Here is a 26,913-nt window from a genome sequence, read left to right as displayed (position 1 = left end):
CCAGGAAGCGCGAGCGGCGGTCCTCGATCTCGGCCTCGACCGGCGCGGCGATGCTCAGGTACTCCTCGATCACAGCCAGCACCCTGCCACGGATCAGGCCTGGGCCGCCGCCCGCCCGATCAGCGCGCCGAGAAAGGCCTCGTCGGCCTCGGTCAGTTCGGTGACCGCGAAGCTGGTCGCCCAGACGTTGCCGTCGTCGAGCAGGGCGCCGTCGTTGAAGCCGAAGGTGCCGTAGCGGGCCTTGAATTTGCTGGCCGGCTGGAAGAAGCAGATCACCTGCCCGTCGCGGGCGTAGGCCGGCATGCCGTACCAGGTCTTGGCGGACAGGCCCGGAGCGTGCGCGGCCACCAGGGCGTGGATCTTCTCGGCGATCGCACGGTCGGCGTCCGGCAATTCGGCGATCTTGTCCAGGCAGGCCTGCGCTTCGAGTTCCTTCTTGCCGTCGCGACGCTTGGCGGCACGCAGCTCGGCGGCGTGCTCCTTCATCGCGGCGCGTTCCTCAGGCGTGAACCCGTCGCTGCTGTTGGTCGTGCGAGCCATGAGCGATCGTCTCCTCTGGTCGGTCGAGTGGGTGAATGGCGGTGAGGCGGACGCCCGGGCGCTCGGCGTCCCGGGTGATCCGCCGCGCTCGGGATTGGTCCGCGAACGCCCTGGCCACCCAGGGCGGCAGGCACATCGGTCAGCCCCGGGCGAGATCGGTCTTGAACCGGACCATGTTGCCGTCGGGGTCGCGGAAGGCGCAGTCCCGGACGCCGTAGAACTGGTCGGTCGGCTCCTGCAGCACCTCGGCGCCGGAGCCGCGCACCGCCTCGAACAGGGCGTCCACGTCGTCGCAGTCGAAGATCAGCGCGCTGACCAGGCCCTTGGCGAGCAGGTCGAGCATCGCCGCCTGGTCGGCGGCGGTCATCGGCAGTCCGCCCGAACCGATGGTGCTCAGGGTGATCTCCAGTTCGGGCTGGGTGGGCGTGCCGAGGGTGAGCCAGCGGAAGTCGCCGTTGGTGATGTCGGTGCGCACGGACAGGCCGAGCGCGTCGCGATAGAACGCCAGCGAGGCGTCCGGGTCGGTGATGTAGACGAAGGCGTTCGCCAGGGTGAGTGCGGGAGCTGTTGTCATGTCCTCGACGCTAGCCGGACGCCCCCGGCCGCGACTTCTCGAAAACTGATCAGTTCCGGCTCGGCCGGGTGACCTGCTTCACGATGCAGCTCGGAATGCCGCGCAATTCGTCGTGGGAACGGTTGCGGTAGGCGCTGGGGGTCTCCCCGACCAGCTCGGTGAACCGGCTGCTGAACGATCCCAGCGAGGTACAGCCGACCTCCATGCAGACGTCGGTGACCGACTTGTCGGTGTTGCGGAACAGCGCCATGGCGCGTTCGATCCGGCGGGTCATCAGCCAGGCGTACGGGGTCTCGCCGAACGCCTCCTTGAACGAGCGCTGGAAGTGCCCGACCGACATCAGCGACTCGCGGGCCAGTTGCGGGACGTCCAGCGGCTCGGCGAAGTCGCGGTCCATCCGGTCGCGGGCCCGGCGCAGCCGCACCAGGTCGTCAGGGGTCATGCGCCCAGGGTGGCACACCCACGCCGGCCGGCTGCCCCGCCCGCCGGTTCCCCACCCGAGCGCTCGCCTAACTATTTCGGGCTCGCTGAGTTCAGCGAGCCCGAAATAGTTAGGCGAGCGGTTGCCGGGGCGGCCGAAGAACGCTCGCCGAACCGGACGAGCCACGCCGAGAAGTGTCCAGTTGTTGGTCACGCTTGGTCGGACGCGCAACACTGTCGGACATGCACAACGACGGACCGTCCGCCACCGACGGCCCCGCTGCACTGTGGTTCAGGAACTTCACCGGCGGTATCCATCGGGCGCTGCCCGCTGCGCTCCGTCGGGTCGTCCCGCTCACCTTCATCGGCTACGCGATCATCAACGGCAGCGCCTTCGTGCTGGACATGGGCGTGCTGATGGGCCTCGACAAGGCACTTGCGATCACCGCCGAGGGCCTGAAGTCGGCGCCGTGGATCACCGGAGCGGTCTTCTCCTTCGGCTACGCCATCGCGGCCGTCTACGCGTTCATCCTGAACCGCTGGCTGAACTTCCGCGAGCACGGCGACCTGGGCAAGCAGTCCTGGAAGTACACCGCGGTGATGATCAGCAACTACCTGATCTGGATCTGGGCGGTCGCCACGCTGCTGACCACGTCCGGCATGCCGCTGCCTGTGGCCCGGGTGACGGTGGCCTGCTGCGAGGGCATCTACATCTACCTGCTGCTGCGGCTGTGGGTGTTCCCGAAGAGCCGCCGCCAGGAATCGGCCGACGACACCGATCCGGATTCGACCGACCCCGAGCAGACCATCCCCCGCAATTCCCCGGTGGGCTGAAACTCGGTGGGCTGAACGGGCGTCACATGGTGCGGCGGTACCGTCCGCCGACCTCGAAGAAGGCCTCGGTGATCTGGCCCAGGGACGCCACCCGCACCGTCCGCATCAGCTCGTCGAACACGTTGCCGCCGGACAACGCCACCTGCTTCAACCGCTCCAGCGCCGCCGGGGCCTCGTCGGCGTGCCGGGCCTGGAAGTCGGCCAGCCGAGCGAGCTGCGACTCCTTCTCCTCGGTGGTCCCTCGCGCCAACACCGTGGGCGCCGCCGGCGAGGCGTCCGGGTCGAGGAAGGTGTTGACCCCGATGATCGGCAGCGTGCCATCGTGCTTGCGAGCCTCGTAGAGCATCGACTCGTCCTGGATCAACCCGCGCTGGTAGCCGGTCTCCATCGCACCCAGGACGCCGCCGCGGTCGGCGATCCGGTCGAACTCGGCCAGCACCGCCTCCTCGACCAGGTCGGTGAGCTGCTCGATCAGGTAGGAGCCCTGCAGCGGGTTGTCCACCGCGGCCAGCCCCCATTCGCTGTCGATGATCAGCTGGATCGCCAGCGCCCGCCGCACCGATGCCGGGGACGGGGTGGTGACCGCCTCGTCGTAGGCGTTGGTGTGCAAGCTGTTGGCGCTGTCGTAGAACGCGCACAGCGCCTGCAGCGTCGTCCGGATGTCGTTGAACTCCATCTCGGCGGCGTGCAGCGACCGGCCCGAGGTCTGGATGTGGTACTTCAGCTTCTGCGCCCGCTCGCCGGCGCCGTACCGGTCGCGCAGCGCGATCGCCCAGACCCGGCGGGCGACCCGTCCGATCACCGAGTACTCGGCGTCCATGCCGTTGGAGAAGAAGAACGACAGGTTGGGCGCGAAATCGTCGATCGCCATGCCGCGGGCCAGGTACGCCTCGACGTAGGTGAACCCGTTCGCCAGGGTGAGCGCCAGCTGGGTGATCGGGTTCGCCCCGGCCTCGGCGATGTGGTAGCCGCTGATCGACGCCGAGTAGAAGCTCTTCACCCCGTGCTCGATGAACCACTCCTGCACGTCGGCCATCGCCCGTAGTGAGAAGTCGATCGAGAACAGGCAGGTGTTCTGCCCCTGGTCCTCCTTGAGGATGTCGGCCTGGACGGTGCCGCGTACCTTACGCACCACCTCGGGGTCGCCGGCCTGGTCGATGGCGGCGTTCAGGAACATCGCCAGGATGGTCGGCGCCGGACCGTTGATGGTCATCGACACCGACGTCTTGGGGTCGCCCAGGTCGAAGCCGGCGAACAGGTCGCGCATGTCGTCCAGGGTGGCGATGGACACCCCCGAGGTGCCGACCTTGCCGTAGATGTCGGGCCGTCGGGACGGGTCGCGTCCGTACAGGGTGACCGAGTCGAACGCGGTCGACAGCCGGGTGGACGGCTGCCCGGCGGCCAGCAAGTGGAAGCGTCGGTTGGTGCGGGCGGCGTCCCCCTCGCCGGCGAACATCCGGGTCGGACGCTCCCCCGACCGCTTCAGCGGAAAGACGCCGGCGGTGAACGGGAAGCTGCCGGGACGGTTCTCCTTGCGCAGGTAGCGGACCAGTTCCCCGGCTTCCGTTTCGGGCGACGGCAGCGCCACCTTGGGCAGCGTCAGCCCGGACAGCGTCTCGCTGGTGGGCTGCTCGGTGTCTTGGTGAGCGTGCCAGGCGTCCAGCAGTTCGGCCGCCTCGGACGGCAGTGCGGTGCGCAGGTCGTCCAGCGGGGTGGGGTCCTCCAGCAGGGACGCCACTGCCTCGATCTGCTGATGGCGCCGGACGGCCTTCACCAGTTCGGCGGTGGTGGAGTGGTAGCCCCGGACCGTGTCGGCGACGTCGGCCAGGTATCGCTCCTTGCCGCGCGGGATGATCGCACCCCCGCGGGTCGAGTTCCCGTCTTCGTTGGTCGAGACCTCGTCCTCGTTGGTCGAGCTTGTCGAGACCCCCACGGCAGCCAGCAGTTCACCCAGCCGCTCGAACAGCCGGTTCACCCCGTCGTCGTTGATCCGGGACGCGATGGTGCCGATCACCGGCTGGTCCTTCCAGGACTCCCCGAACGCGCCCCGGTGGCGGACCAGCTGGCGTCCGACGTCGCGCCGGGCGTCCTCCGCGCCGCGCCGGTCGTACTTGTTGATCGCGACCAGGTCGGCCACCTCGAGTGCGGCGATCTTCTCCAGCTGGGTGGCGGCACCGTATTCGGGGGTCATCACGTAGAGCACCACGTCCGCATGGTCGGCGATCGAGGCGTCGCCCTGCCCCATGCCCGGGGTCTCCACGATCACCAGGTCGTAGCCGGCGCCGCCGCAGGCCCGGATCATGTCGTCCAAACCCTTCGGGATGCCGCCGGCGGCGCCCCGGGTGGCCAACGAACGGAAGTAGACCCCGTCCAGGGCGTTCATCCGGATCCGGTCGCCGAGCAGCGCCCCACCCCGGCGGGCCGTCGGGTCGACGGCGAGCACCGCGATCCGCAGCGCCGGCGCCTGCCGCCGGAACCGCAGCAACAACTCGTCGGTCAGCGACGACTTGCCCGAGCCGCCGGTCCCGGTGATGCCCAGCACCGGTGGACGCCCCTCCGGTAGGGCGAGGCGTCCACCCTCGGCCAGCACGCTGATCGCCCGCGGCAAAGCCGTCCGCGGGGACGGTTCTTTCGGTCCACTTCCGGACGGCTGCGACCGACCCGCTTGCACCTGACGACACCCCGCGATCACCTCGTCCGCCATGCCCATCAGGCCGAGCCGCTGCCCGGCCGCCGGACTGTAGATGGTCACCCCCTTGGTGGCCAGCGCCTCGATCTCGTCGGCGACGATCACCCCGCCGCCACCGCCGAACACCTTGGCGTCCGAGCCCATCTCGGCGAGGCGGTCGACCAGGTAGCCGAAGTACTCCAGGTGCCCACCCTGGTAGGACGACACCCCGACGCCGTGCGCGTCCTCGTCGACGACGGCTTTCACCACGTCCTCGACGGAGCGGTCGTGGCCCAGGTGGATGACCTCCGCACCCCGCGCCTGCAGCACCCGCCGGATCACCGTGATGGCGGCGTCGTGCCCGTCGAACAGGGCGGCTGCGGTGACGATCCGCACCGGCGAGGTCTTCATGGCTCCATTGAGCACCCGTTGACAACGCGTGTCGAGCCCGGGGCGAGCTGGGCGACGTTGCAGAGTCTTGACCGCCCCAGGAGCAGGAGTCCATCATCGGTGAATCGTCGAGCATCGGGGCGGCCAATGAACGATGTCGGTATTGCGGTCGTCGGCTTGCTCGCCGGCGTACTCGTGTTCGTGGGCGTGTCTGCGGGCTTTCGCCGGCTGCCGGAGTCCGCGCTTGTCCGGCTCGGTTCGGGCCTGTGGATCGCGGCCCTGGCCGTGTGGGCGGTGGTCCTGATCACCGGCGTGCCACTGTGACGGATCGACCGCTCCGAACGTGCCGCCGGCAGCGGTGTCCCCACCCTTGGGACGCGGAACGGGCAGCCGCGTCCAAGGCACAACCACTGCCCGCAACGACGGGAAGGTACCCAGATGGCCGACGGAACCGGAACCAAGGACGATCCCTGGCGGCTGACCACCGCACCGGGCTCCAGTTCGTACACGATGTACCGCGACCCGGACGCGGACCCGCCGACCCTGGTCTGCGTGGTCGGCTCGACCACGTTGAAGTACCGGTTGCGCGCCATCGAGGATCTGCACGCCTGGCTGATCGAGCAGGGCGACTGGGTGCCGCTGGGCGCCGCGGACGAGAAGAAGCCCGCGCCCGCGGGCACCGTCGAGGCATGGGGCCGGTCCGAGTCGAACCCGGTGGGCGGCTGGTACGGGCTGCGCAACGGCTACCGCGGCCGGTTCGGCATGTACCTGCCGCCGCTGCTGGAGGCGCTCGGGCTCGCCGAACTCACCCACGACGCCCGGAACAACCGGATGCGGGCGACCCACTGACACTTGCGGTGTCCCGAAACCGTTCGCCGCTCGCGGATCAGCGACCGATTCCGGGGTCGTCCAGCCGTGTCCCGCGAAGCGGCCCGCAGATCGGTCGCCGATTGACGAGCGATCCGGCGCCTTCGATCAGCTGACCGCCAGCACCGACCAGGTGCGTGCGGCGACGGCTGCCTTGCCGCAGGACTCGGGCAACTGTTCGGGGTGTTCCTGCAGGGCGAGCCGCACCGTCCAGACCCGGCCGTCGGTGTGCGTCACCTCGACCGTGGAGTCACCGGAGTCCACAGCGACCAGCGCGGCGGGATCGGTCTCGCCGGTCAGTTCACGGACGTGCGCCTCGGCCACCGCGCAGACCGGTTCCAGGTGGCCCCGTCCACGGTCGTGCCAGGGTCCGAAGGTCTCGGACGCCAACCGCCCGGCGTCCGCGGCGGTCAGCGCCGCCGCCGCGATGTCGACGGTCAGCCGGGCCACCGACTGACCGGTCGGCAGCACGATCCCGGTGGGCGCGAACCGGTGTCCGCCGGTGTGGGTGCATTCCCAGACCCGGCCGGGATGCTCCCGCTCCAGCTCCAGGGCGATCGGACGTCCGCGCTGGGCGCAGCACAGGTCACGTTTGGAGTTGCCGCAGACCAGCAGCACACCCTGGTCCAGGGGCGCCAGCCAGTCGACCCGCCGCAGCACGTCGACCGCATCCAGGGTCGCCAGCTCGCCCCACGGCAACGTCAGCACCTCGGCCGGCTCACCCACCTGCCCGGTCAGCAGCCAGGGCCGGCCCGTCAGTCCGCCGGCCAGGTAGACCCGGCGCACCGGCCGGTCGGCCTGCTCACCCCGCGCGATCGGACGCCGGATCAGCAGCGCCCGCCCGCCGGCGTCCAGCGCCGCGGTCTCGATCGCCGCGCCGACCGCCGGGTCGAGCCGGGACTGGGTGAACGCCTTCGCACCCCAGGGTCCGGCCTGCTCGACGGCCACCCAGAACGATGCCCGGGGCGCGGTGCCCCACGCCGGCAGGCCGACGTCGTCCCAGATGGCCGAGCAGGTCATCGCGGCATCCGCCGCCAGATCGCTCGCGGGACGAACCGCGCCACGAAGAACATCGCCCGCAGCTGCCAGGGAATCCACAACTCGACCGGACCCCCGTCGCGCAGCCGCCGCACCACCGCGTCCGCGACCTGATCGGGGGTGGACGAGAACGGCGCCGGGCTCATGCCTTCGGTCATCCGTCCGATCACGAACCCGGGACGGGCGATCACCAGCTCGACGCCGGTGCCGTGCAGGGCGTCCGCCATTCCGGACGCGAAACCGTCCAGTCCGGCCTTGGCCGAGCCGTAGACGTAGTTAGGACGCCGGACCCGCTGCCCGGCCACCGACGAGAACGCCACCAGGGTGCCGGCGCCGCGACCGCGCATCCGGTCGGCGAGCACGGTGAGCAGGGACGCCTGGGCGACGAAGTCGGTGTGCACGATCCGCACCACCTCGGCCGCGTCGGTCTCGGCCAGCTGCTGGTCACCCAGCACCCCGAAGGTGAGCACGGCGATGTCGATCGGCCCGGTCTCGGCCTCGATCTGCTCCACCACGGACGCGTGCCCGGCCACGTCGTCGGCGTCGAAGTCGACGTGCAACACCCGCTCGGCACCGGCCACCTCGGGCTGCGCCCCACCCGGACGCGACGCCAGCACCACCGTGTTCCCGGCAGCCAGCCGGGCGGCGATCTCCAGACCGATCTCGGAGCGTCCACCGAAGATCGCGACGACGCTCATAGCGTCGCGCGCAGCGCCCGCAGGCGGCTCAGGCTCGACTCCCGGCCGAGCAGCTCCATCGACTCGAACAGCGGCGGCGACACCCGCGAACCGGTGATCCCGACCCGCACCGGGCCGAACGCGAACCGCGGCTTCAAGCCGAGCCCGTCCACCAGCGCCGCCCGCAGCGCCGCCTGGATCTCGTCGGCGGCGAACGGCTGCACCACCTCCAAGGCGGCGATCGAGGCGTCCAGCACAGCGGCGGCGTTGTCGCCCAACTGAGCCCGGGCGTCGTCGGCGATCGCCAGGTCGGCGTCCGCGGTGAACAGGAACTCCAGCTTCGGCAGCGCCTCGGACAGCACCCCGAGTCGCTCCTGGATCAGCGGGGTGGCCTGCCGCAGCAGCTCCGCCTTCGCCGGGTCGACGTCCGTCCACTCACCGGTGAACTGCAGGTGCTCGACGATCCGGGCCGCCAGCTCGTCCGGCGCCAGCGCACGGATGTACTCGCCGTTCAGCCAGTTCAGCTTGGTCAGGTCGAAGATCGGGCCGACGGTGCTGACCTTGGCCCAGTCGAACGCCGCCACGAACTGCTCGAAGGTGGCCACCTCCGACTCCCCCACCGGCGGGTAGGCGAGCAGCTGCAGGAAGTTGCGCAGCGCCTCCGGCAGGTAGCCCTGCTCCCGGAACCAGACCAACCGGGCGGCCGGGTTCTTCCGCTTGGAGATCTTCGACTTGTCGGTGTTGCGCAGCAGCGGCATGTGCGCGAACGCCGGCGGGGTCAGCCCCAGGAACCGGTACAGCAGGATGTGCTTCGGGGTGGAACTGATCCACTCCTCGCCGCGCACCACGTGGGTGATGCCCATCAGATGATCGTCGACCACCACCGCGAGATGGTAGGTCGGGAAGCCGTCCGCCTTGAGGATCACCTGGTCGTCCGGGCGCGGCGCGTTCACCTCGCCGCGGATCACGTCGGTGAAGCTCAGCGGCGCGTCGTCCGGGATCAACATCCGCACCACCGGCGTCTCGGTGAAGCCGGGCAGGGCGGCCCGCTCGTCCCGGGTCTTCCCGTAGCAGAGCCGGTCGTAGCCTGTGACGGACGCCTTGGACGCCTGCTGCTCGGCGCGCAGTTCGGCGAGCCGCTCGGTGGAGCACCAGCAGTAGTAGGCGTGCCCCTGCTCGATCAGCTGCTCGACGAACGGCCGGTAGGTGTCCAGCCGCTCCGACTGCCGGTACGGCGCGTACGGTCCGCCGACGTCCGGACCCTCGTCCCAGGGCAGGCCGAGCCAGCGCAGCGTGTCGAAGATCTGCTGCTCGGAGTCGGCGACGAAGCGGGCGCGGTCGGTGTCCTCGATCCGCAGCACGAAGGCGCCACCGGTGGCCTCGGCGTAGGCCTTGTTGAACAGGGACATGTAGGCCGTGCCGACGTGCGGATCCCCGGTGGGCGAGGGTGCGACGCGCAGGCGAGCAGGAGTCTGGGTCATAACCGGACCAGCCTAACCGGCCACCCCCTGGGATGGAGACCCGCTCCACGCCCAGGGACGCCGGCCGCCTCGGTCGTCGGCCGCTCAAGCCTTGCGCTGCGCGGGTGCCAGCATCAGGCCGCAGGCCAGCACGGTGACCAGGGTGATCGCCCCGACCAGCGCTTTGACCGCCGGGGGGACGTCGACGAAGAACGCCGGCATCGCCGAGATCGCGATCAGGATCACGCAGCCGGCGGCGATCCGGGCGGCGATCCGGCTGCCCCGCATCCAGGCCACGACGACGGCGACCACCACGACGACGGCGAGCACGGTGTCGGCGAGCAGGATCTCGAACGGCGGGCCGACCTGGCCGTCCGGGGTCGGGAAGAAGGCACTGGTGGCGTTGCTCACGCCCAGGATCAGGGTCAGCACGAGACCGACCCGGTTGGCGGTCGACCACTTGGTCGACGTGGGGGAACTGGTGGTGGTCATGTCGAACCTCCGCTGTCAATGCCGGCCCGATTGCCGGCACCTCCATCGTTCGGCGGCGTGGCGTCCCGGCGAATCGGTCGTCGTTCCTCATCGTGGCCGACGATGCTCCCGGCCGGCATAGGAGATTCTTCCCGTTCCATTCGGCGCCCGCGGTGCCAGACTTCCGCTGTGGACCCGATCCGTGTGGTGCTGGTCGACGACCATCCGGTCGTCCGCCGGGGGTTGCGTGCGTTGCTGGAGTCGCTGCCCGGCTACACCGTGGTCGGCGAGGCGGCGGACGGCGTCGCTGCGGTCCGCGAAGTGCAGTTGACCAGGCCGGACGTCGTGCTGATGGACATTCGGATGCCCGGCCAGGACGGGCTGGAGGCAACCCGGGCGATCCGGACCGCCACCCCGGACGTCGCGGTACTGATGCTGACCATGCTCGACGAGGACGACGCGGTGTTCGCGGCGATGCGGGCCGGCGCCCGCGGCTACCTACTCAAAGGCGCCGAGCAGCAGGAGATCGACCGGGCCATCCGCGCCGTCGCCGCCGGCGAGGCGATCTTCAGCCCGGGCGTCGCGCTGCGGGTGATCAGCCACTTCAACGGCACCGCCGCCGCACCGGCAGCCCCGTCCGAGCCGTTCCCGGAACTCACCGTGCGGGAACGCGAGGTGCTCGATCTGGTGGCCGCCGGGCTGCGCAATGCCGCCATCGCCGAGCGGCTCTTCCTGTCCCAGAAGACGGTCGCCAACCACCTGTCGTCGATCTTCGCCAAGCTGTCGGTCGACGGACGCCATCAGGCGATCATCCGGGCCCGCGACGAGGGTCTGGGCCGGCCGTGAGCATCGCCGCGCAGACCGCGGTCGTGCTGTGCGCGGTCACCTGGCTGGCGGCGGGCTGGGCGTTGTGGCGGGTCGGCGCGGGACGGCTGACGGCACTGGCGACGGCCGCGTCCGGGGCGTTGCTGCTGGCCGACTCGGTGCTGCGCTCGGCCGGCGTCCCGGTCGACCTGGCGGCGGTGGCCGGGTTGGCGTCCGGTCCGATCGCCCTGGCCGGCTACCCCCGGTTCGCGGCCGGACGGTCACGGCCGGTCGCCTGGGTCACCGTGCTGGCGGTGGCAGGCTGCGCGGCGGCCGGGCTGATCAGGCCCGCCTCGGCCGACGGGCTCGGCATCGTCGTCGCGATCCTGCTGATCGGCCACGCCTGGTGGGTGCTGGAGCGTGGGACACCGGCCGACCGCTCCGCCATGCAGTGGACGGTGGCGGTGTCCGCCTTCGCCGTGCTCGCCGCCGCACTGTTCGGCTTCGGCTACCAGGCGGTGGCCCCGACCGGCGACGAGGTCGCAGTGGTGATGGTCGGCTACTTGATGGCGCTGCTGATTCCGGTGGCGATGACCATCGGGGTGGTCGAGCCCGAGTTGGTCGACGTGCGCTGGATGATCACCACGATCGCGGTCACCCTGGCCGTGGTGCTGTGCTTCCTGGCCGCCGCCTCGACCCTGGTGTTCGGGGTCGAGGCGTTCACCGGGCAGCCGTTGGGCACGTCCACCGTGGTCACCGTCTGCGCCGTGCTGGCACTGGGCGTCGCCCCCACCCGCCGTTGGCTGTACGGGACCTTCGAACGCATGCTGTTCGGCGTCCGCCCCGACCCGATCCGGGTCCTGACGTCGTTCGCCGGCATGGTCGGCAGTGATCTGACCGACGCACTGCACGGCGTTCGCGAGGCCCTGGCGCTGCCCTACCTGCGGCTGGACGTGGCCGGACGGCCGCCGGTGACCAGCGGCACCGAGGTGCCCGACAGCACCGGATTCACCCTCGACGTCGGCCCGGATCGGACGGCCACCCTGATCGCCGGGTTGCGGACCGGAGAACGCAACTGGACGAAATCCGACCTGGAGGTGATCGGCCTGATCGCCCCGCTGGTGGCGAGCACCGTCCACGCCCAGCTGCTCGCCGAACAGGTGAGCGCGTCCCGAGGCCAGGCGGTGGCGGCGATCGAGGACGAGCGCCGCCGGCTCCGCCGCGACCTGCACGACGGCGTGGGCCCGTTGCTCTCCGGGGTGGTCTTCACCGCGGACGCCGCCGGCAACCTCCTCGATCGCGACCCGGCGGCCGCCGCGGAACTGCTGGCCCAGCTGCGGGCCGACGCCGCCGCCGCGATCGTCGAGGTGCGGCAGCTGGTGGACGGCCTCCGTCCGCCGGCGCTGGACGAACTCGGCCTGATCGGGGCGCTGCGCACCTGGTGCAACGGGTTGCGTGCCGTGGGCGGGGCGCCACTCACGGTCCGATTCGAGGGTGAGGACCGGGTCAGCGGGCTGTCGGCCGCCGGCGAGGCCGCCGCCTACCGGATCGCGGTCGAAGCGCTGACCAATGTGGCGCGTCATTCCGGCGCGCACCAGGCCACGGTCAGCTTCGCCACGACGGATCGGACGTGGCGCATGGAGGTCCGCGATCCTGGGATCGGTGGGGTCTGGGCGCCCGGGGTGGGCATGAACTCGATGCGCGAACGGGCCGAGGCGGTCGGCGGGCGGCTGGAGGCCGGCGGCGGCCTGGTCAGGCTGACCCTGCCGACGACCAGCTGACTATCCGGTCAGCCGGTACGAGGCGACGGCCAGCGACCACACGTTCGCCAGCAGCATCGCCAATGCGGTCGGGATCACCGCGAACCAGCCGCCGCTGGCGCCCGGCGGTCAGCGAGCTGAGCAGGTTGAAGCCGAGTGCCCGTGCGATCTCGTTCACCCGCTCATGCTGCCGCATCGCCGTTCGAACGAGTCGATCCTCGCCGGACCGACGAGCCCTCAGCGGATTCTCAGCCATGAGTTCTGCCGGATCACGCAACGGACGGCAGTCCGATCGCCTACGGTGAGGTAACCCCTGGGTGTCGAATGTCGAAGGAGAAGTCGCAATGAAGCGTTGGATAGTCGCGTTGGTGGTGCTCTTGTTCCTCCCCGTCAGCACATTGGCCTCCAGTCCCTCTGCAGTCGCCGCCGATGACTGGAAGACCCTGGCGAAGCTGGTGCCGGGTGTCAGCAAGTCCAAGCTGAAGGACGCGGTCGCCTACATCGCCAAGAAGCGGAAGATCACCAAGACCAAGGCGTTGAAATCGACGATCTCCATGCTCAAGGCGAAGAAGGAAGCGAATGCGAGTCGTCGCTCAAAGGGTCGCTCGGCATAGGCACCGACTCCGTTCCAGCCGGTCACTCCACCCCCATGTCCGACAGCGGTGGTGGCGGCACCCCGCGATGGCTGCCCGCTATGTCGGCGATATCTTCGTGACCACGAACGGCCTGACGGTCGGCGCACGGAACTTCGGCCACACCGGGTTGTATGTTGCGCAGGAACAGATCCTTCATGCTCCAGGGGTATAGTATCGCGCCCAGGTACAGCACCGAAGCCAGGTCATGATGGGACCGGGCACGGTATACATGACGACCTCGCTCACCATCGACGCTCAGGTCGACGTGGCGAAGTACGCGAGAAAGACTTACGAGGGCCAGTTCTACAATCCGCTGGTGTTCACGAACAAGGTGCCCGACGGGTTCTCATTCAGCGGCACGTCACTCAACCCTATCCTGCTGGTGAACTGCTCGGAGTTGGTCTGGGGCGCCTACAAGCGCAAGGGCGGCATCGACCTCGACGGGGAAACGCTCAACACGGCCGAGTTCCTCGCGGTCTTCCCCTGGGACATCGAGAAGAGCGCCAACACCTACACCTACAATCCATGAGTCGGTTCGTTCGGCGAGCGTTCGCGATCACTCTCGGGATCACACTCACCCTGACCGGCTGCACCGCACCGGAATCCCGAGTATCGCCACCAGCATCGACCGGCCTGGGAAACGCTGACGTCGCGGTCTACATCACCGAATGGGTCAACGGCCGCACCCCCAGCGGCAGAGTCGTGCTCTACGACCGCAACGGACCGGTCTCCATGGTCACCCACCACGGAATCGAAGGCAACGGACTGATCTGGGACAACAAAGGCCTGTTCTTCATCGACCAGACCGACGACTTCCACATCACCGACACCACCATGGAACGCCGACGACGAAGCCGCGACGCAGGCACCGTCCTCGGCATGCGCGGCGACGGCAACGGCCGCCGCGTCGTCCTCTTCAACGACGGACTCGCCAACGGCCAAAACCACACCGGCGTCATCGTCTACAACGGCATCAACGAAGAATCAAACCACGACCTGATCGACAGCACCGCCTTCGCCATCGCCTCCTGCCACAACGGTTTCTACCTCGCCGGGCCGACGATCGAGGTCGTCTCTACCTCCGAACTGGTCCGGCTCGACCCACCAGCCCGCCAGCCACCTCAACGAGTGGGCGATGCCGTCCCCGGCGAGTTTGTCGATGACGTCATGGGCTCCCCCTGTCGCGACGGCAAGGTAATCGGGCTATGGCACCCCTTCCTGAACGGCCCGATCAGCAGCATCCCAATGGAGATCTGGCAATGGAACACCGCCAACGGAACGATCCAACGCGCACCACTGAAAACACCCCAGGGCACCTTCGGGTTGCAACTCCCCACCCTTGCGTCATCAATGCCGCGCTGGCTGGACGGCAATGACCTGCTCTGGGTCGACGCCACCGGCATCGGCCGACGCACCAACCTCACCACCGGGATCACCCGAAAAATACGCGACGGCATGATCGCGTACCGAGGCCCGATCGACCACTGGACACTGGCTGGCGACTACCTGATCGGCTTCGAGTACTCCCCCAACCGCGACACCGCACACCTACAGATCTACTCCGCCCACACCATGCAACTCCTCGAAACCCGCAACCTCCCCGGCCTCGCCGACGTCACCCCCACCGGCCAACAAGTCCTCGCCATCGCCGTCCGACCCAGCTACCAACCAGCCCGCTGACCACCGGCCGCCTCGGGCCGAGCCCGATCTCGGCGTTCCCTCCGAGCGCCGACGCCGGACGTCCGATTGATAGGTTGACGTCCATGACCGAGCCTGTTGCCGCCAGCGATTTCATCCGCGACATCGTCCGGCGGGACAACGAGCAGGGCGTCTACGGCGGACGCGTCCAGACCCGGTTCCCACCGGAGCCGAACGGCTACCTGCACATCGGCCACGCCAAGGCGATCGTGGTCGACTTCGGCATCGCCGACGACTTCGGCGGCGTCTGCAACCTGCGGCTGGACGACACCAACCCGGACACCGAGGAGACCGAGTACGTCGACTCGATCGTCGCCGACATCGAGTGGCTGGGCTACACGCCGAAGAGCGTGCTGCACGCGTCCGACTACTTCGAGCAGCTGTACGCCTGGGCCGAGTACCTGGTCGAGCAGGGCAAGGCCTACGTCGACGACTCCGACATCGAGACCATCTCGGCGCAGCGCGGCGGCTTCGGCAAGCCCGGTGTCGAGAGCGAGTACCGCGGCCGCAGCGTCGAGGAGAACCTCGATCTGCTGCGCCGGATGCGGGCCGGCGAGTTCCCGGACGGCTCCCGGGTGCTGCGCGCCAAGATCGACATGCAGCACGAGAACATGCAGCTGCGCGACCCGGTGATGTACCGGATCCGGCACGCCGACCACCACCGCACCGGCGACACCTGGGACATCTACCCCACCTACGACTGGGCGCACGGCCAGTCCGACGCGATCGAGGGCGTCACGCACTCGATCTGCACCCTGGAGTTCGACACCCACCGGGCGCTCTACGACTGGTACCTGGAGCAGCTGCCGCTGCCGTCCGACCAGCCGAAGCAGATCGAGTTCGCGCGGCTCGAGTTCACCCACACGGTGACGTCGAAGCGCCGGCTGAAGACCCTGGTCGACACCGGAGTCGTGGACGGCTGGGACGACCCCCGGATGCCGACCCTGCGGGCGCTGCGCCGGCGCGGCTACCCGGCGGCCGCGATTCGCACCTTCTGCCGCGACATCGGCACCACCCGGACCAACAGCCGGCAGTCGATCGAGGCGCTCGAGTCGTACGTGCGACGCGAGCTGAACGCCACCGCGCAGCGCCGGATGGCGGTGCTGAAGCCGCTCAAGCTGGTGCTGACCAACTGGCCCGAGGGTCAGGTGGAGCATTTCGAGGTGGCCAACAACCCGGAGAACCCGGCGGACGGCGTCCGTGAGGTCGCCTTTAGCGGGGAGTTGTGGATCGAGGCGGACGACTTCGCCGAGGTGCCGCCGCCGAAATTCTTCCGGCTCTCCCCCGGACGCGAGGTGCGGCTGCGCGGCGCCTACCTGGTCACCGCCACCGACGTCGTCAAGGACGCCTCCGGCGCGATCGTCCAGGTCAACGCCAGCTACGACCCGGCGTCCCGGGGCGGCAACGCACCGGACGGACGGAAGGTGAAGTCGACCATGCACTGGGTGTCGGCCGCGCACGCCGTCCCTGGAACCGTCGCCCTCTACGACCGGCTGTTCTCCGCCGCGGTGCCCGGGGAGCGCACCGGCGAGCCGCTGGACGACCTGAACCCGGCGTCCCGGGAACTGCTCACCGAATGCCGCCTGGAGGCCGCGCTGGCCGACACCGAGCCGGGCGCGGTGGTGCAGTTCGAGCGGCTCGGCTACTTCGCCCACGACGCCGGGCAGCCGCTGCTGTTCCACCGCACGGTGGGGCTGCGCGACGAATGGGCGGCCATCCAGAAGCGGCAGGCCTCCGGGGGCCGCTGAACCCTCAGCGGACCGGTCGATCCAGGCCTGTCCGGCGCAGCAGTTCGACCGTGTACTCGTCGGCGTCCAGGTCATCGCCCGGCCCCGCGGTCAGCAACGGGATCACCGACAGCACGATCCAGCGCGTGACGCCCTCGGGCAGGTCCTCGCGGTCCACCAGGTGCCGCAGGGCAACGCTCTGGATCAGGGCCGGCAGCATCACCGAGACGGTCTCGGCGGTGAACGGCGGACGCGGTCGCCGGTCCGCGAGTTCGAGCAACCGGGCGAAGGTCTGCGCACCCTCTCCGTCCAGCCGGTGGAATCGCTCCATCAGCCAGCGCCCGAACTCACGGTCGGTGACCGCCCGCTTCCAGAGCAGATACTCGATGATCGTCTGCGGATCTCCAGGGAGATGCTCCAAGGTCAGTTCGCACGCCCGGGCCAGCACGTCCCCCAGCGGATGGCCGGCCATCAACTCCTCGGCCACGAAACGCTCGACGAGCGGGAGGGTGGTCGACTGCTCGGGCTGAAAGGCGAAGTCGATCAGGTCCAGGACGTAGTCGTCCTGCGACGGCCAGTGATGGAAGAACGCGCCGGTGGTCCGCCCGGCGGCAGCAGCCACCCGGGTTGCCTTGAGATGGTCGAAGGCATGCTCTGCAGGGTCGTCGACGAGGATGTCCAGCCCGGCGGCCAGCAGCGCCCGTCGGGTGTCTTCCGGCGATCGTCGCCGCCGGGTGCGCCGGGGAGTGGTGTCGGCCACGGGCGTTCGATCTGTTGACACCTGCCGATCCTACTGTCATCTTACATAGTATCTAGTATTTTCTTCTTCGCTCCAGCGCTCTTGAGTCCGCACATCCCAGTCCGTCGCCCAGGAGGAGACATGTCCGACACCCGATTCCCGTTCGACCGTTCGCTGACGGTGCCCGAGCCCAGGCCCCACCCGCCGGTCATCCTCGCCCCGGAGGTGTCCGCCGCGGACGTCCGGATCGAGGATCTGCAGGTTCACAGCCACCGCGACGGCGCGATGCGGGTGCGGCACGAGATCGCCGTCGAGGTGGCATCCGACAACGACGACGACGCACGCAACGTCCGTTGCGTCGTGGTCCTGCCGCCGACCGCCAATCTGCTCGACACCGACCCGCCCGCGTCGGTCGGGCCTACCTTCCCCGCGGTCGGCGACCCGGGCGCCGCGGTGCAGTCCGCGCCGTCCACCGGTTTCGTGGTCTTCGAGCTGCCGAGCCCCCTCGGGGTCGGCCAGCACGTCGCCCTGCACCTCTCGGCCAGCGTCCAGATCAGCTACGCGCAGGTGCCGATCGCCGCCTTCGTCTACTCCGACTGCCCCGACCCGAACCCGGCGAACAACTTCCGCTCGGTGGTGCCGCCCGTGCCGGTCGGTCACTGACCCGAGGAAGCGCCGATCATCGTCGGTCGAGCTTGTCGAGACCGGTCCGCGCCGGCGAGTCTTGGCGTCCGCGTTCCGTGTCGTCGCCGGGTCTGCGGCGGATCGCCCCATAGGCTCCGACACGACGGCTTCGAAACGTCATGACCCCCGCAGACCAGGAGATGCCCGATGAGGGACCGACTGACCCCGCTCACCATCCCCTCGCGCAAGGGCCGGCTGGCGATCGTCACCGGCGCCAGCAGCGGGATCGGCAAGGCCACCGCCCGGGCCCTGGGCATGGCCGGGGCGGACGTGGTGCTCGCCGTCCGCGACGTCGCCAAGGGTGAGGCGGTGGCCGAGAAGCTGCGCGCCGAGCGTCCGGAGGGCAGCCACACCGTCGCCCACCTGGACGTGTCCGACCTGAGCTCGGTGCAGAGCTTCGCCGCCGACTACACCGATCGCCGGGTGGACATCCTGGTGCTGAACGCCGGCATCGGTGCGACCCGGCGGCGCGAGCTGAGCGTCGACGGCCACGAGCGGGTGATGGCGACCAACTACCTGGGGCACTTCGCGCTGACCGCACAGCTGCTGGAGCCGTTGCGCCGGGCCAGCCGGGCCCGGGTGGTTGCGCTGGGTTCGCTGGTCGCCAAGAACGGCCGGATCAGGCCCGAGGACCTCGACCTGGAGCGACGCTGGTCGGGCGGACGCGCCTACGCCACCAGCAAGCTGGCCATGGTGATGTTCGCCCGCGAGCTGCAGCGGCACAGCACCGCCGGCGAGTGGGGGCTGAACGCGCATGCCGCACACCCCGGCTGGGCCGCCACCGGGCTGCTTTCGGGCGGCCCGATGAACCGGCTCGGCGAGTTCATCGGCGGAACCACCCGGTTGATGCAGTCGGCCGGGGACGGCGCCCAGCCGGTGGTGTTCTGCGCCGCCAGCCGGCAGGCCGCCGCCGGCGGGTACTACGGCCCGATCGGCGTGTTCGGCACCGCCGGACCGGTCGGCAAGGCCCCACTGCCGCGCCAGGCCCGCTCCGCCAAGGCCCTCACCGCGTTGTGGGAGGCCACCGAGGAGCTTCTCGGCGTCAGCTTCCCGCGCGACTGAACGATGCGGGGACGGTTCTTTTCGTCCCACCCCACCCCTTGACACTTAGACTTCCTATGCCTAGGTTCACTGGGTATGAAGGGTGACGCGCTCAAGGGCCATCTGGACTACCTGATCCTGTCGGTGCTGGCCGACAACCCGATGCACGGCTACGCGGTGATCGAGGAGCTCCGCCGGCGCAGCGACGAGGTCATCGACGTCCCCGAAGGCACCCTGTACCCGGCCCTGCACCGGCTGGAGAAGGCCGGGCTGATCACCGCCAGCTGGAGCGAGGTGAAGGGACGCCGGCGCAAGTCGTACCGGCTCACCCAGGGCGGCACCCGGCAGCTGGCGGACGAACGGGAAGCCTGGACCAGCTTCACCACCGCAGTCGCCTCGATCACCGGACACCGCAGATGAACGACCCGATCGACGACTACTGCGACGCGCTGCGCGCCGAGCTCAACGGCGCGTCCGGCACCGACGACACCCTCACCGAGGTCGAGGACCACCTCCGCGAGGCGGCGGACGCGCTGACCCGGCAGGGCACCGATCCGGACGCGGCGGCCCGGCAGGCCGTGCAGCGCTTCGGTACCCCGGCGCTGATCGGACGCCGGCTGCGCGCCGAGCACGGACGCCCGCTGCCTTCCGATCCGGCACCGGCGTCCCGGCTGACCTTCGGGATCACCGCGCTCCTGCTGCTGCTCGCCAGCGCGGCGGCGGCGTCTGCCACCTACCTGCACTGGCTGCCGTGCGGCGGCGGCGCGGTCACCCCGGACTGGATCGATCCCGCCTGCCTGGCACGGATGGACACCTCGGCGGCCTTCCCGCTGGCCCCTGAGGCGGCCGAACGCAGCCCGGCGGCCGACGGCTTCCGGCTCGCCGCCCTGACCCTGATCGCCCTGGCCTGGACGCTGTTCGCGACCGGCCAGCCGTGGCGTCCGATCGTCCGGTGGTTCGTCGCGCTCCCCGCCGTCCCCGTCGCGGCGCTCGCCGTCCACACCCTGGTGCTGGCTCTCGATCCGGCCGCCGAACCCCAGGAGTGGACCAGGATCGCGCTGCACGCCGTGGACATCTTCGCCTTCGTGGCACTTGGCGCCATGACGGCTCCCCTGCATCCCGGCCTCGGACGCGAACCGCGTACGGCGGCCGCGACGACCATGACCTACACCACGTTCCGCTGGAGCGCCGCGCTGATGCTGATCGCGATCACCACCTCGGGCCTCTTCTGGGCCTTCGCGGACTACGCGTTCGCCGGCGGGCTCACGGGGCTGAACTGGGACACCGGGCCGGGCGCCGGCTACCTGTCCTCCGGCATCATTACCGTCGCCGCTGTGAGCAGCCTGCTGGTGGCACGGTTCGGCCCACGGACGCGAAGCGCAGCCGCATACCCCGAAACGCTCACCCTGAGCCCGATCGATGGAGGACTCCGATGAGTGACCCGATCAACGAGTACCGCGCCGACCTGCGCCGGCAGCTCACCGGAGTTCCCGGGGCGGACGACGTGGTCGCCGAACTCGACGACCACCTGCGGGAGTCCACGGAAACGCTCACCCGGCACGGCATGAACCCCGCACAGGCCGACGCGGTGGCGATCGGACGCCTGGGCAACGCCCGCACCGTCGCCCGGAGCGTCCGGGTCGAGCGGGGCTGGCTGCGCGGCCGCGACCTGGTGATCGTGGCGCGCCGCCCGTTCCTGATCGCCGAGCTGCTGCTGATCCTGGCGGCGCTCGCCTACGCCGTGGCCACCCTGCTGCACGATCTGCCGTGCGATCGTGTCGGCGCCGGCGAGGTCGACGGCATGAGCGCGGGCACCCTTCACGAGTGCCTGGGCCGCGGGGAGGACTGGGAACTGGCCCCCTTCTTCCCGCCGCTGCCGCTCGGCCTGGCCGGCCTGAACACCGCATCCGCGACTCTGCTGTTCCTGGTCGCCGCCATCGCGATGGCGGTCGCCGTCGTGCAGTTCGCCGGACGCCAACCCTGGCTCCGCCCGACGCGGCGCTGGGCGCTGCTCAGCGGAGCCCTCACCGTGGCCACCGGCCTGGCCGCCACCGTCCAGCCGCTGAACCCGGCGTCCAGGATCGGGTGGAGCATGGCCGCCGCGCTGGGCGTCGACCTCGCCCTGCTGTGTACGCTCGCCTTGCTCTGGACCTCCGGGATGGACCCCGCCCTGACTGCTGGCGCCGAGCGGGCACCGAAGCCCGGCGTGGTGATGACCTACACCCGCTATCGAGTGCGAGTCTCACTGATCCTGCTGGCCTCCGCCGGCTGCGGCATCCACTTCCTGCAGCAGGTCGCCCTCGCCCCGGTCGCGATCGTGATCGCCGAACTCAGGCGCACCGTCGGCTACCTCGGCTGGGCGCCCACACCTTTGCTCGGCCAGCTGCACACCCTTCTGGTCGTGCTCCCGGTGCTGGCCAGCATGATCCTCGGCCGGCGGTCCCGGCAACCCGCCGCTCCTGCCACCTCGGCGCCGGACCAGGACGCCGTCCGGCTCGCCTGAGCGCCGGCCCCGAGCTCGCCCCAAACACCGGAACGGCCACCGAGGAGACAAACTCCCCGGTGGCCGTTCCACGTCCGGACCTGAATGACGGTCCAACTCAAGCCCGGCTCAGACGACCCCGATCAACTCCGATCGGAACCGCCCTGCACTACCCGCGGACGGGCCAGCGAAGCCAGCGCCCATCCCGTCAGCAGGAACATCAGACCCAGCCCGACGACCAGCAGCGACACGCCGTAGGCCAGCACCGAGGTGAACAGCGAGGCCCGCAGGAACGACGCGTTCATCAGGGTGGTCCGGGTCGCCGTCAGCTCGTCCGCCTTGGCGGTGTCACCGGCGTTCTTCGCCTCGGTGATCATCGTTCCGAGCTCGGCGTAGGTCTTGCCGCCGCTCATCGCGAGGGCGTGGTGATTGATGATCTCGGCCTGCGCGTAGGCGGAGATCGGATCCTGCACCTTGGCTCCCGGAACCAGCGGTGAGTCTTTCGGAACGGTGATGTTCTCGGCCGCCAGCTGGCTGGTCACCGTCGCCCAGGTGGCGACGCCGCCGCCGATCGCGATCAGGCCGAAGATGATGCTGAGAATCGCGATGAATCTGGCTGGACCTGACGCCTTGGTCATTGTGGTCTCCCTTGTCTACAGTCATTCCCGAGATACATGGACGGCCATCCACAGCTGCCACGAGTGATCGTTGATCGATCATCTACGACATAGCGTAGTAGAAACCTCGGGCCAAGTAAACCTGCTCGGCAGGTCGCGATCGACGACCCGATCCGCCGCCCCGACCGGCTCCCCGTCCCCACATCCTCGACGCCTTGACCCCGCCTCCCGTCGCGCCGGACAGGTGGTTGAGGGTTCGACTTCCCGCGCCGTGAGGGGCTCGTCCGCGGCCCGGAGAAAGCACAGACCCCCCGCCCCGAAGGGCGAGGGGTCTGCAGCAGCGAACTGCGTCAGATCACTTGATGATCTTGGTGACGCGGCCGGCGCCGACGGTGCGGCCACCCTCGCGGATGGCGAACTTGAGGCCGTCCTCCATGGCGATCGGCTTGTTCAGGTGCACGGTCATGTCGGTGTTGTCACCGGGCATCACCATGTCGGTGCCCTCGGGCAGCTGAACCACACCGGTCACGTCGGTGGTGCGGAAGTAGAACTGCGGGCTGTAGTTGGAGAAGAACGGCTTGTGACGGCCACCCTCCTCCTTGGTCAGCACGTAGACGTTGGCGTCGAAGTCGGTGTGCGGGGTGGTCGAACCCGGCTTGATCACGACCATGCCGCGCTCGACGTCATCCTTCTTGGTGCCACGCAGCAGCAGGCCGACGTTCTCGCCCGCGCGACCCTCGTCGAGGATCTTGCGGAACATCTCCACACCGGTGATGGTGGTGGTCTGCTTCTTGTCGGCGATGCCGATGATGTCGACGGTCTCGCCGGTCTTGACGATGCCGCGCTCGATCCGGCCGGTCACCACGGTGCCACGACCGGTGATGGTGAAGACGTCCTCGATCGGCATCAGGAACGGCTTGTCGGTCTCGCGCTCCGGCTGCGGGATGTACTCGTCCACAGCGTTCATCAGCTCGAGGATCGACTCGGCCCACTTCTCGTCGCCCTGCATCGCCGGGAAGGCGGCGACCCGGACGACCGGAGCGTTGTCACCGTCGAACTCCTGGGCGTCCAGCAGCTCGCGGACCTCCATCTCGACCAGCTCGATGAGCTCCTCGTCGTCGACCATGTCGCACTTGTTCAGCGCGACGACGATCGCCGGGACGCCGACCTGGCGAGCCAGCAGGACGTGCTCGCGGGTCTGCGGCATGGGGCCGTCGGTGGCCGCCACGACCAGGATCGCGCCGTCCATCTGAGCGGCACCGGTGATCATGTTCTTGACGTAGTCAGCGTGACCCGGGCAGTCGACGTGCGCGTAGTGACGAGCCTCGGTCTGGTACTCGACGTGCGCGATCGAGATGGTGATACCGCGCTGACGCTCCTCGGGCGCCTTGTCGATCTGATCGAAGGCCGAAACCGCGTTCAGCTCGGGGTACTTGTCGTGCAGCACCTTGGTGATCGCCGCGGTCAGAGTGGTCTTGCCGTGGTCGATGTGTCCGATGGTGCCGATGTTGCAGTGCGGCTTGGTCCGCTCGAACTTGGCCTTTGCCACTGAGGCTCCTTCTGGGTGTCACCACGCGTGGTTCGCGCGGCGTCGTCTGGGTTGGGTGTATGTCCCTGGTCACTGTCCGCACCTGGGCGCGGACCCACCAAGTCTTGTCTACGGTCGCGGGAGAGTCAAACTCAGGCTCCGCCGCGGCCCTTCGCGATGATCTCGTCGGCGACGGTCTTCGGAGTTTCGCCGTACTGGCTGAACTCCATCGAGTAGGACGCCTGGCCGGAGGTCTTGGACCGCAGGTCGCCGACGTAGCCGAACATCTCGCTCAGCGGCACCAGCGCCCGCACGACCTGGTTGCCGTGCTGCTCCTCCATGCCCTGGACCTGGCCGCGGCGGCTGTTCAGGTCACCGATCACGGTGCCCAGGTAGTCGTCCGGAGTGGTCACCTCGACCGCCATCAGCGGCTCGAGCAGGGCCGGATCGGCCTTCCGGGCGGCCTCCTTGAAGACCATCGAACCGGCGATCTTGAAGGCCAGTTCCGAGGAGTCGACGTCGTGGTAGGCGCCGTCCACCAGGGTGACCTTGATGTCCTCGACCGGGTAGCCGGCCAGCGGACCGAAGGCCATCGCCTCCTGGATGCCCTTGTCGACAGCCGGGATGTACTCCCGCGGGATGCGTCCGCCGGTGATGCCGTTCTCGAACGCGTAGCCGGCACCGGCCTCCTGCGGCTCCAGGTTGATCAGCACCTTGGCGTACTGACCGGAGCCACCGGACTGCTTCTTGTGGGTGTACTCGATCTTCTCCACCGCACGGCGCAGGGTCTCGCGGTAGGCGACCTGCGGCTTGCCGATGTTGGCCTCGACCCGGAACTCGCGCTTCATCCGGTCGATCAGGATCTCCAGGTGCAGCTCGCCCATGCCGGCGATGATCGTCTGCCCGGTCTCCTCGTCGGTGTGGACGCGGAAGGTCGGGTCCTCCTCGGCGAGCCGCTGGATGGCGACCGACAGCTTCTCCTGGTCGGACTTCGACTTCGGCTCGATGGCCTGCTCGATGACCGGGTTCGGGAAGTCCATCGACTCCAGCACCACCGGGTTGGCCGGGTCGCACAGGGTGTCGCCGGTGGTGGTGTCCTTCAGACCCATCACGGCCACGATCATGCCCGCACCGACCGACTCGATCTCCTCACGCTTGTTGGCGTGCATCTGGTAGATCTTGCCGATCCGCTCCTTGCGGCCCTTGGTGCTGTTCAGCACCTGCATGCCGGCCTTCAGCACGCCGGAGTAGATTCGGACGAAGGTCAGCTTGCCCAGGTGCGGGTCGGCGGCGATCTTGAACGCCAGCACGCTCAGCGGATCCTCGTTGGAGGGGTGGCGCTCGACCTTGGTCTCCTCGTCGCCGGGCTTGAAGCCGTCGATGGCGGGGACGTCCAGCGGCGACGGCAGGTAGTCGACCACCGCGTCCAGCATCGGCTGCACGCCCTTGTTCTTGAACGAGGTGCCACAGATCACGGCGGTGATCTTGTTGCCGATCACGGCGCGCCGGATGGCGCCCTTGATCTGGGCGGCGGTCAGCTCCTCGCCACCCTCCTCGGCCTCCAGCCACTGCTCGGCGAAGTCGTCGTCGTGGTCGGCGAGAACCTGGATCAGTTCCTCGCGGGCCTCGGCGGCGGCGTCGGCCAGCTCGGCCGGGATCTCCTCGATCTCGTAGTCCTCGCCGATCTTGGTCTCGCCGCGCCAGGTCAGGGCGCGCTGCTCGACCAGGTCGACGACGCCGATGAAGTCGGCCTCGGCACCGATCGGCAGCTGCAGCACGGCCGCGGTGGCGTTCAGCCGCTCGCGGATCGTCTTCACGCAGAAGTCGAAGGACGCGCCGGTACGGTCCAGCTTGTTCACGTAGCAGATCCGCGGGACGCCGTACTTGGTCGCCTGCCGCCACACCGTCTGGGACTGCGGCTCGACTCCGGCGACGCCGTCGAACACGGCGACGGCACCGTCCAGGACGCGCAGCGAACGCTCCACCTCGACGGTGAAGTCGACGTGCCCGGGGGTGTCGATGATGTTGATCTGGTAGTTCTTCCAGAAACAGGTCGTCGCGGCGGACGTGATGGTGATGCCGCGCTCCTGCTCCTGCTCCATCCAGTCCATCGTGGCGGCGCCGTCGTGCACCTCACCGATCTTGTAGTTGATGCCGGTGTAGAACAGGATGCGCTCGGTGGTGGTGGTCTTGCCCGCGTCGATGTGGGCCATGATGCCGATATTGCGCACCTTGGCCAGGTCGGTGTTCACGTTGATGGCCACGATTGAAATTTCCTCGAATCTTGGTTCTTGATCTGGGCGGGCAGGCGAGAAGCTCTCCCCCGCCGACGGCGTGTGCCGCGGGGTGGGAGAGCCTCAGATCACCAGCGGTAGTGGGCGAAGGCGCGGTTCGCCTCGGCCATCTTGTGCGTGTCCTCGCGGCGCTTGACGGAGGCGCCGAGGCCGTTGGAGGCGTCCAGCAGCTCGTTCATCAGGCGCTCGGTCATGGTCTTCTCGCGACGGGCGCGGGAGAAGCTGACCAGCCAGCGCATCGCCAGGGTGGTGGCCCGGGCGGGCTTCACCTCGACGGGCACCTGGTAGGTGGCGCCACCGACCCGGCGGCTCTTCACCTCGACGGCGGGGCGGATGTTGTCCAGGGCCTTCTTGAGGGTCTGCACGGGGTCAACGCCGGTCTTGGCCCGGGTGCCCTCAAGAGCGGAGTAGACGATGTTCTGCGCGACGGTCTTCTTGCCGTCGAGCAGGATCTTGCTGACCAGCTGGGAAACCAGCGGCGAGCCGTAGACCGGGTCGACGACGACCGGGCGCTTCGGTGCGGGGCCCTTGCGCGGCATTACTTCTCCTTCTTCGCGCCGTAACGGCTGCGAGCCTGCTTGCGGTTCTTGACACCCTGGGTGTCGAGCGAGCCGCGAATGATCTTGTAGCGGACGCCGGGCAGGTCCTTCACCCGGCCGCCGCGCACCAGCACCATCGAGTGCTCCTGCAAGTTGTGCCCGACACCCGGGATGTACGCGGTCACCTCGACGCCGGAGGAGAGCCGGACGCGGGCGACCTTGCGGAGCGCCGAGTTCGGCTTCTTCGGGGTGGTGGTGTACACACGCGTGCACACGCCACGGCGCTGCGGGGAGCCCTTGAGCGCGGGCGTCTTGTTCTTGCTGACCTTGTCAGTGCGGCCCTTACGGACCAACTGCTGGATGGTGGGCACCGGCTGGTATCACTTTCCGTCGTGGTTGAAGGCACGTCCTGGCGAACGTGATTCG

Annotated in this window: 30 protein-coding genes; 14 read left to right on the top strand and 16 right to left on the bottom strand. The window is 69.2% G+C overall.

All coding sequences use genetic code 11. The features are described from left to right. Window positions 1–93: 93 nt before the first annotated feature. The 3 genes from QM582_RS01980 to QM582_RS01970 form a co-directional block, all read right to left on the bottom strand. Entirely contained in the window at window positions 94–540 is a 447-nt protein-coding gene (locus tag QM582_RS01980; RefSeq protein ID WP_415081268.1) for an iron chaperone, read from the bottom strand. Window positions 541–679: 139 nt separating this feature from the next. Next, window positions 680–1,114 (bottom strand): VOC family protein, encoded by a 435-nt coding sequence (locus tag QM582_RS01975; protein ID WP_415081266.1) that lies wholly within the window; start codon window positions 1,112–1,114, stop codon window positions 680–682. A 49-nt stretch (window positions 1,115–1,163) separates the two neighbouring features. After that, the gene (locus tag QM582_RS01970; RefSeq protein WP_415081265.1) at window positions 1,164–1,721 is read right to left on the bottom strand and encodes a helix-turn-helix transcriptional regulator; all 558 of its coding nucleotides are present in this window, start codon (window positions 1,719–1,721) and stop codon (window positions 1,164–1,166) included. 56 nt (window positions 1,722–1,777) lie between these two features. Between QM582_RS01970 and QM582_RS01965 the strand changes: the two genes are divergently transcribed. Beyond that, window positions 1,778–2,368: a GtrA family protein gene (locus tag QM582_RS01965; protein WP_415081263.1), complete on the top strand. Its 591-nt coding sequence runs from the start codon at window positions 1,778–1,780 to the stop codon at window positions 2,366–2,368. Between the two features lie 22 nt (window positions 2,369–2,390). Here the strand turns inward: QM582_RS01965 and icmF are convergent, their stop codons facing one another. Further along, window positions 2,391–5,447 (bottom strand): fused isobutyryl-CoA mutase/GTPase IcmF, encoded by a 3,057-nt coding sequence (gene icmF / locus QM582_RS01960; RefSeq protein WP_415081261.1) that lies wholly within the window; start codon window positions 5,445–5,447, stop codon window positions 2,391–2,393. Between the two features lie 126 nt (window positions 5,448–5,573). Here icmF and QM582_RS01955 point away from each other — a divergent pair, with 126 nt between their 5' ends. Together QM582_RS01955 and QM582_RS01950 are read left to right on the top strand one after the other, a co-directional pair. Beyond that, a complete protein-coding gene (locus tag QM582_RS01955; RefSeq protein WP_415081260.1) occupies window positions 5,574–5,750 on the top strand; it encodes a hypothetical protein in 177 nt (58 codons plus the stop codon). A gap of 114 nt (window positions 5,751–5,864) precedes the next feature. Further along, on the top strand, window positions 5,865–6,275 hold the full coding sequence (locus QM582_RS01950; protein WP_415081259.1) for a DUF6855 family protein: 411 nt from the start codon (window positions 5,865–5,867) through the stop codon (window positions 6,273–6,275). A gap of 126 nt (window positions 6,276–6,401) precedes the next feature. Here QM582_RS01950 and QM582_RS01945 read toward each other — a convergent pair whose 3' ends face one another. The 4 genes from QM582_RS01945 to QM582_RS01930 form a co-directional block, all read right to left on the bottom strand. After that, a complete protein-coding gene (locus QM582_RS01945) occupies window positions 6,402–7,313 on the bottom strand; it encodes a sucrase ferredoxin (protein WP_415081258.1) in 912 nt (303 codons plus the stop codon). After that, window positions 7,310–8,029, bottom strand: coding sequence for an SDR family NAD(P)-dependent oxidoreductase (locus tag QM582_RS01940; RefSeq protein WP_415081256.1), 720 nt, complete (start codon window positions 8,027–8,029; stop codon window positions 7,310–7,312). Before QM582_RS01940 ends, QM582_RS01945 begins: the two co-directional genes overlap by 4 nt. Next, on the bottom strand, window positions 8,026–9,417 hold the full coding sequence (gene gltX, locus QM582_RS01935; RefSeq protein WP_415081272.1) for a glutamate--tRNA ligase: 1,392 nt from the start codon (window positions 9,415–9,417) through the stop codon (window positions 8,026–8,028). The genes QM582_RS01940 and gltX overlap by 4 nt, the downstream gene beginning before the upstream one ends. 156 nt (window positions 9,418–9,573) lie before the next feature. After that, window positions 9,574–9,960: a hypothetical protein gene (locus QM582_RS01930; protein ID WP_415081254.1), complete on the bottom strand. Its 387-nt coding sequence runs from the start codon at window positions 9,958–9,960 to the stop codon at window positions 9,574–9,576. Between the two features lie 168 nt (window positions 9,961–10,128). Here QM582_RS01930 and QM582_RS01925 point away from each other — a divergent pair, with 168 nt between their 5' ends. Continuing rightward, window positions 10,129–10,785 carry a response regulator gene (locus QM582_RS01925; RefSeq protein WP_415081253.1) on the top strand — a complete coding sequence of 219 codons (657 nt, stop codon included), beginning with the start codon at window positions 10,129–10,131 and terminating at the stop codon, window positions 10,783–10,785. Continuing rightward, window positions 10,782–12,524, top strand: a complete 1,743-nt coding sequence (locus QM582_RS01920; RefSeq protein ID WP_415081251.1) for a sensor histidine kinase — start codon at window positions 10,782–10,784, stop codon at window positions 12,522–12,524. Before QM582_RS01925 ends, QM582_RS01920 begins: the two co-directional genes overlap by 4 nt. Here QM582_RS01920 and QM582_RS01915 read toward each other — a convergent pair. Further along, window positions 12,496–12,681, bottom strand: a complete 186-nt coding sequence (locus tag QM582_RS01915) for a hypothetical protein (RefSeq protein WP_415081249.1) — start codon at window positions 12,679–12,681, stop codon at window positions 12,496–12,498. The genes QM582_RS01920 and QM582_RS01915 overlap by 29 nt on opposite strands. Before the next feature lie 139 nt (window positions 12,682–12,820). On the opposite strand from QM582_RS01915, the gene QM582_RS01910 reads away from it, so the two are divergent. Further along, a complete protein-coding gene (locus tag QM582_RS01910; protein ID WP_415081247.1) occupies window positions 12,821–13,117 on the top strand; it encodes a hypothetical protein in 297 nt (98 codons plus the stop codon). Between the two features lie 22 nt (window positions 13,118–13,139). Here the strand turns inward: QM582_RS01910 and QM582_RS01905 are convergent, their stop codons facing one another. Then, window positions 13,140–13,295, bottom strand: a complete 156-nt coding sequence (locus tag QM582_RS01905) for a hypothetical protein (protein ID WP_415081245.1) — start codon at window positions 13,293–13,295, stop codon at window positions 13,140–13,142. Between the two features lie 72 nt (window positions 13,296–13,367). Here QM582_RS01905 and QM582_RS01900 point away from each other — a divergent pair, with 72 nt between their 5' ends. The 3 genes from QM582_RS01900 (at window position 13,368) to QM582_RS01890 (ending at window position 16,584) form a co-directional block, all read left to right on the top strand. Next, window positions 13,368–13,667: a hypothetical protein gene (locus tag QM582_RS01900; RefSeq protein ID WP_415081244.1), complete on the top strand. Its 300-nt coding sequence runs from the start codon at window positions 13,368–13,370 to the stop codon at window positions 13,665–13,667. Further along, the gene (locus QM582_RS01895) at window positions 13,664–14,818 is read left to right on the top strand and encodes a hypothetical protein (RefSeq protein WP_415081243.1); all 1,155 of its coding nucleotides are present in this window, start codon (window positions 13,664–13,666) and stop codon (window positions 14,816–14,818) included. The genes QM582_RS01900 and QM582_RS01895 overlap by 4 nt, the downstream gene beginning before the upstream one ends. An 83-nt stretch (window positions 14,819–14,901) precedes the next feature. Continuing rightward, window positions 14,902–16,584, top strand: coding sequence for a glutamine--tRNA ligase/YqeY domain fusion protein (locus tag QM582_RS01890; protein WP_415081241.1), 1,683 nt, complete (start codon window positions 14,902–14,904; stop codon window positions 16,582–16,584). A 4-nt stretch (window positions 16,585–16,588) separates the two neighbouring features. Here the strand turns inward: QM582_RS01890 and QM582_RS01885 are convergent, their stop codons facing one another. Then, window positions 16,589–17,344: a hypothetical protein gene (locus QM582_RS01885; protein ID WP_415081239.1), complete on the bottom strand. Its 756-nt coding sequence runs from the start codon at window positions 17,342–17,344 to the stop codon at window positions 16,589–16,591. 99 nt (window positions 17,345–17,443) lie between these two features. Here QM582_RS01885 and QM582_RS01880 point away from each other — a divergent pair, with 99 nt between their 5' ends. The 5 genes from QM582_RS01880 to QM582_RS01860 all read left to right on the top strand — a co-directional run bounded on the left by QM582_RS01880 (window position 17,444) and on the right by QM582_RS01860 (window position 21,530). Then, the gene (locus QM582_RS01880) at window positions 17,444–17,965 is read left to right on the top strand and encodes a hypothetical protein (RefSeq protein WP_415081237.1); all 522 of its coding nucleotides are present in this window, start codon (window positions 17,444–17,446) and stop codon (window positions 17,963–17,965) included. Between the two features lie 168 nt (window positions 17,966–18,133). Next, the gene (locus QM582_RS01875) at window positions 18,134–19,048 is read left to right on the top strand and encodes an SDR family NAD(P)-dependent oxidoreductase (RefSeq protein ID WP_415081235.1); all 915 of its coding nucleotides are present in this window, start codon (window positions 18,134–18,136) and stop codon (window positions 19,046–19,048) included. A gap of 75 nt (window positions 19,049–19,123) precedes the next feature. Then, the gene (locus tag QM582_RS01870; RefSeq protein ID WP_415081233.1) at window positions 19,124–19,447 is read left to right on the top strand and encodes a PadR family transcriptional regulator; all 324 of its coding nucleotides are present in this window, start codon (window positions 19,124–19,126) and stop codon (window positions 19,445–19,447) included. Then, complete coding sequence (locus QM582_RS01865) at window positions 19,444–20,463, top strand: permease prefix domain 1-containing protein (protein ID WP_415081231.1); 1,020 nt, start codon at window positions 19,444–19,446, stop codon at window positions 20,461–20,463. Before QM582_RS01870 ends, QM582_RS01865 begins: the two co-directional genes overlap by 4 nt. Next, entirely contained in the window at window positions 20,460–21,530 is a 1,071-nt protein-coding gene (locus QM582_RS01860) for a permease prefix domain 1-containing protein (protein ID WP_415081229.1), read from the top strand. Before QM582_RS01865 ends, QM582_RS01860 begins: the two co-directional genes overlap by 4 nt. Before the next feature lie 122 nt (window positions 21,531–21,652). Here QM582_RS01860 and QM582_RS01855 read toward each other — a convergent pair whose 3' ends face one another. The 5 genes from QM582_RS01855 to rpsL form a co-directional block, all read right to left on the bottom strand. After that, the gene (locus QM582_RS01855; RefSeq protein ID WP_415081227.1) at window positions 21,653–22,147 is read right to left on the bottom strand and encodes an aromatic ring-opening dioxygenase LigA; all 495 of its coding nucleotides are present in this window, start codon (window positions 22,145–22,147) and stop codon (window positions 21,653–21,655) included. 334 nt (window positions 22,148–22,481) lie between these two features. Beyond that, on the bottom strand, window positions 22,482–23,675 hold the full coding sequence (gene tuf / locus QM582_RS01850) for an elongation factor Tu (RefSeq protein ID WP_415081225.1): 1,194 nt from the start codon (window positions 23,673–23,675) through the stop codon (window positions 22,482–22,484). Between the two features lie 131 nt (window positions 23,676–23,806). Beyond that, a complete protein-coding gene (gene fusA, locus QM582_RS01845) occupies window positions 23,807–25,867 on the bottom strand; it encodes an elongation factor G (RefSeq protein WP_415081271.1) in 2,061 nt (686 codons plus the stop codon). A gap of 149 nt (window positions 25,868–26,016) precedes the next feature. Further along, window positions 26,017–26,487 carry a 30S ribosomal protein S7 gene (gene rpsG, locus QM582_RS01840; protein WP_298133051.1) on the bottom strand — a complete coding sequence of 157 codons (471 nt, stop codon included), beginning with the start codon at window positions 26,485–26,487 and terminating at the stop codon, window positions 26,017–26,019. Further along, window positions 26,487–26,858 carry a 30S ribosomal protein S12 gene (gene rpsL, locus QM582_RS01835; RefSeq protein WP_020488528.1) on the bottom strand — a complete coding sequence of 124 codons (372 nt, stop codon included), beginning with the start codon at window positions 26,856–26,858 and terminating at the stop codon, window positions 26,487–26,489. Before rpsL ends, rpsG begins: the two co-directional genes overlap by 1 nt. Window positions 26,859–26,913 lie beyond the last annotated feature (55 nt).

Source organism: Micropruina sp., from assembly GCF_047607385.1.
Lineage (GTDB): Bacteria > Actinomycetota > Actinomycetes > Propionibacteriales > Propionibacteriaceae > Micropruina.
Note: the sequence above shows the minus strand (reverse complement) of the source record. Positions and strands in the feature narration are given on the sequence as shown.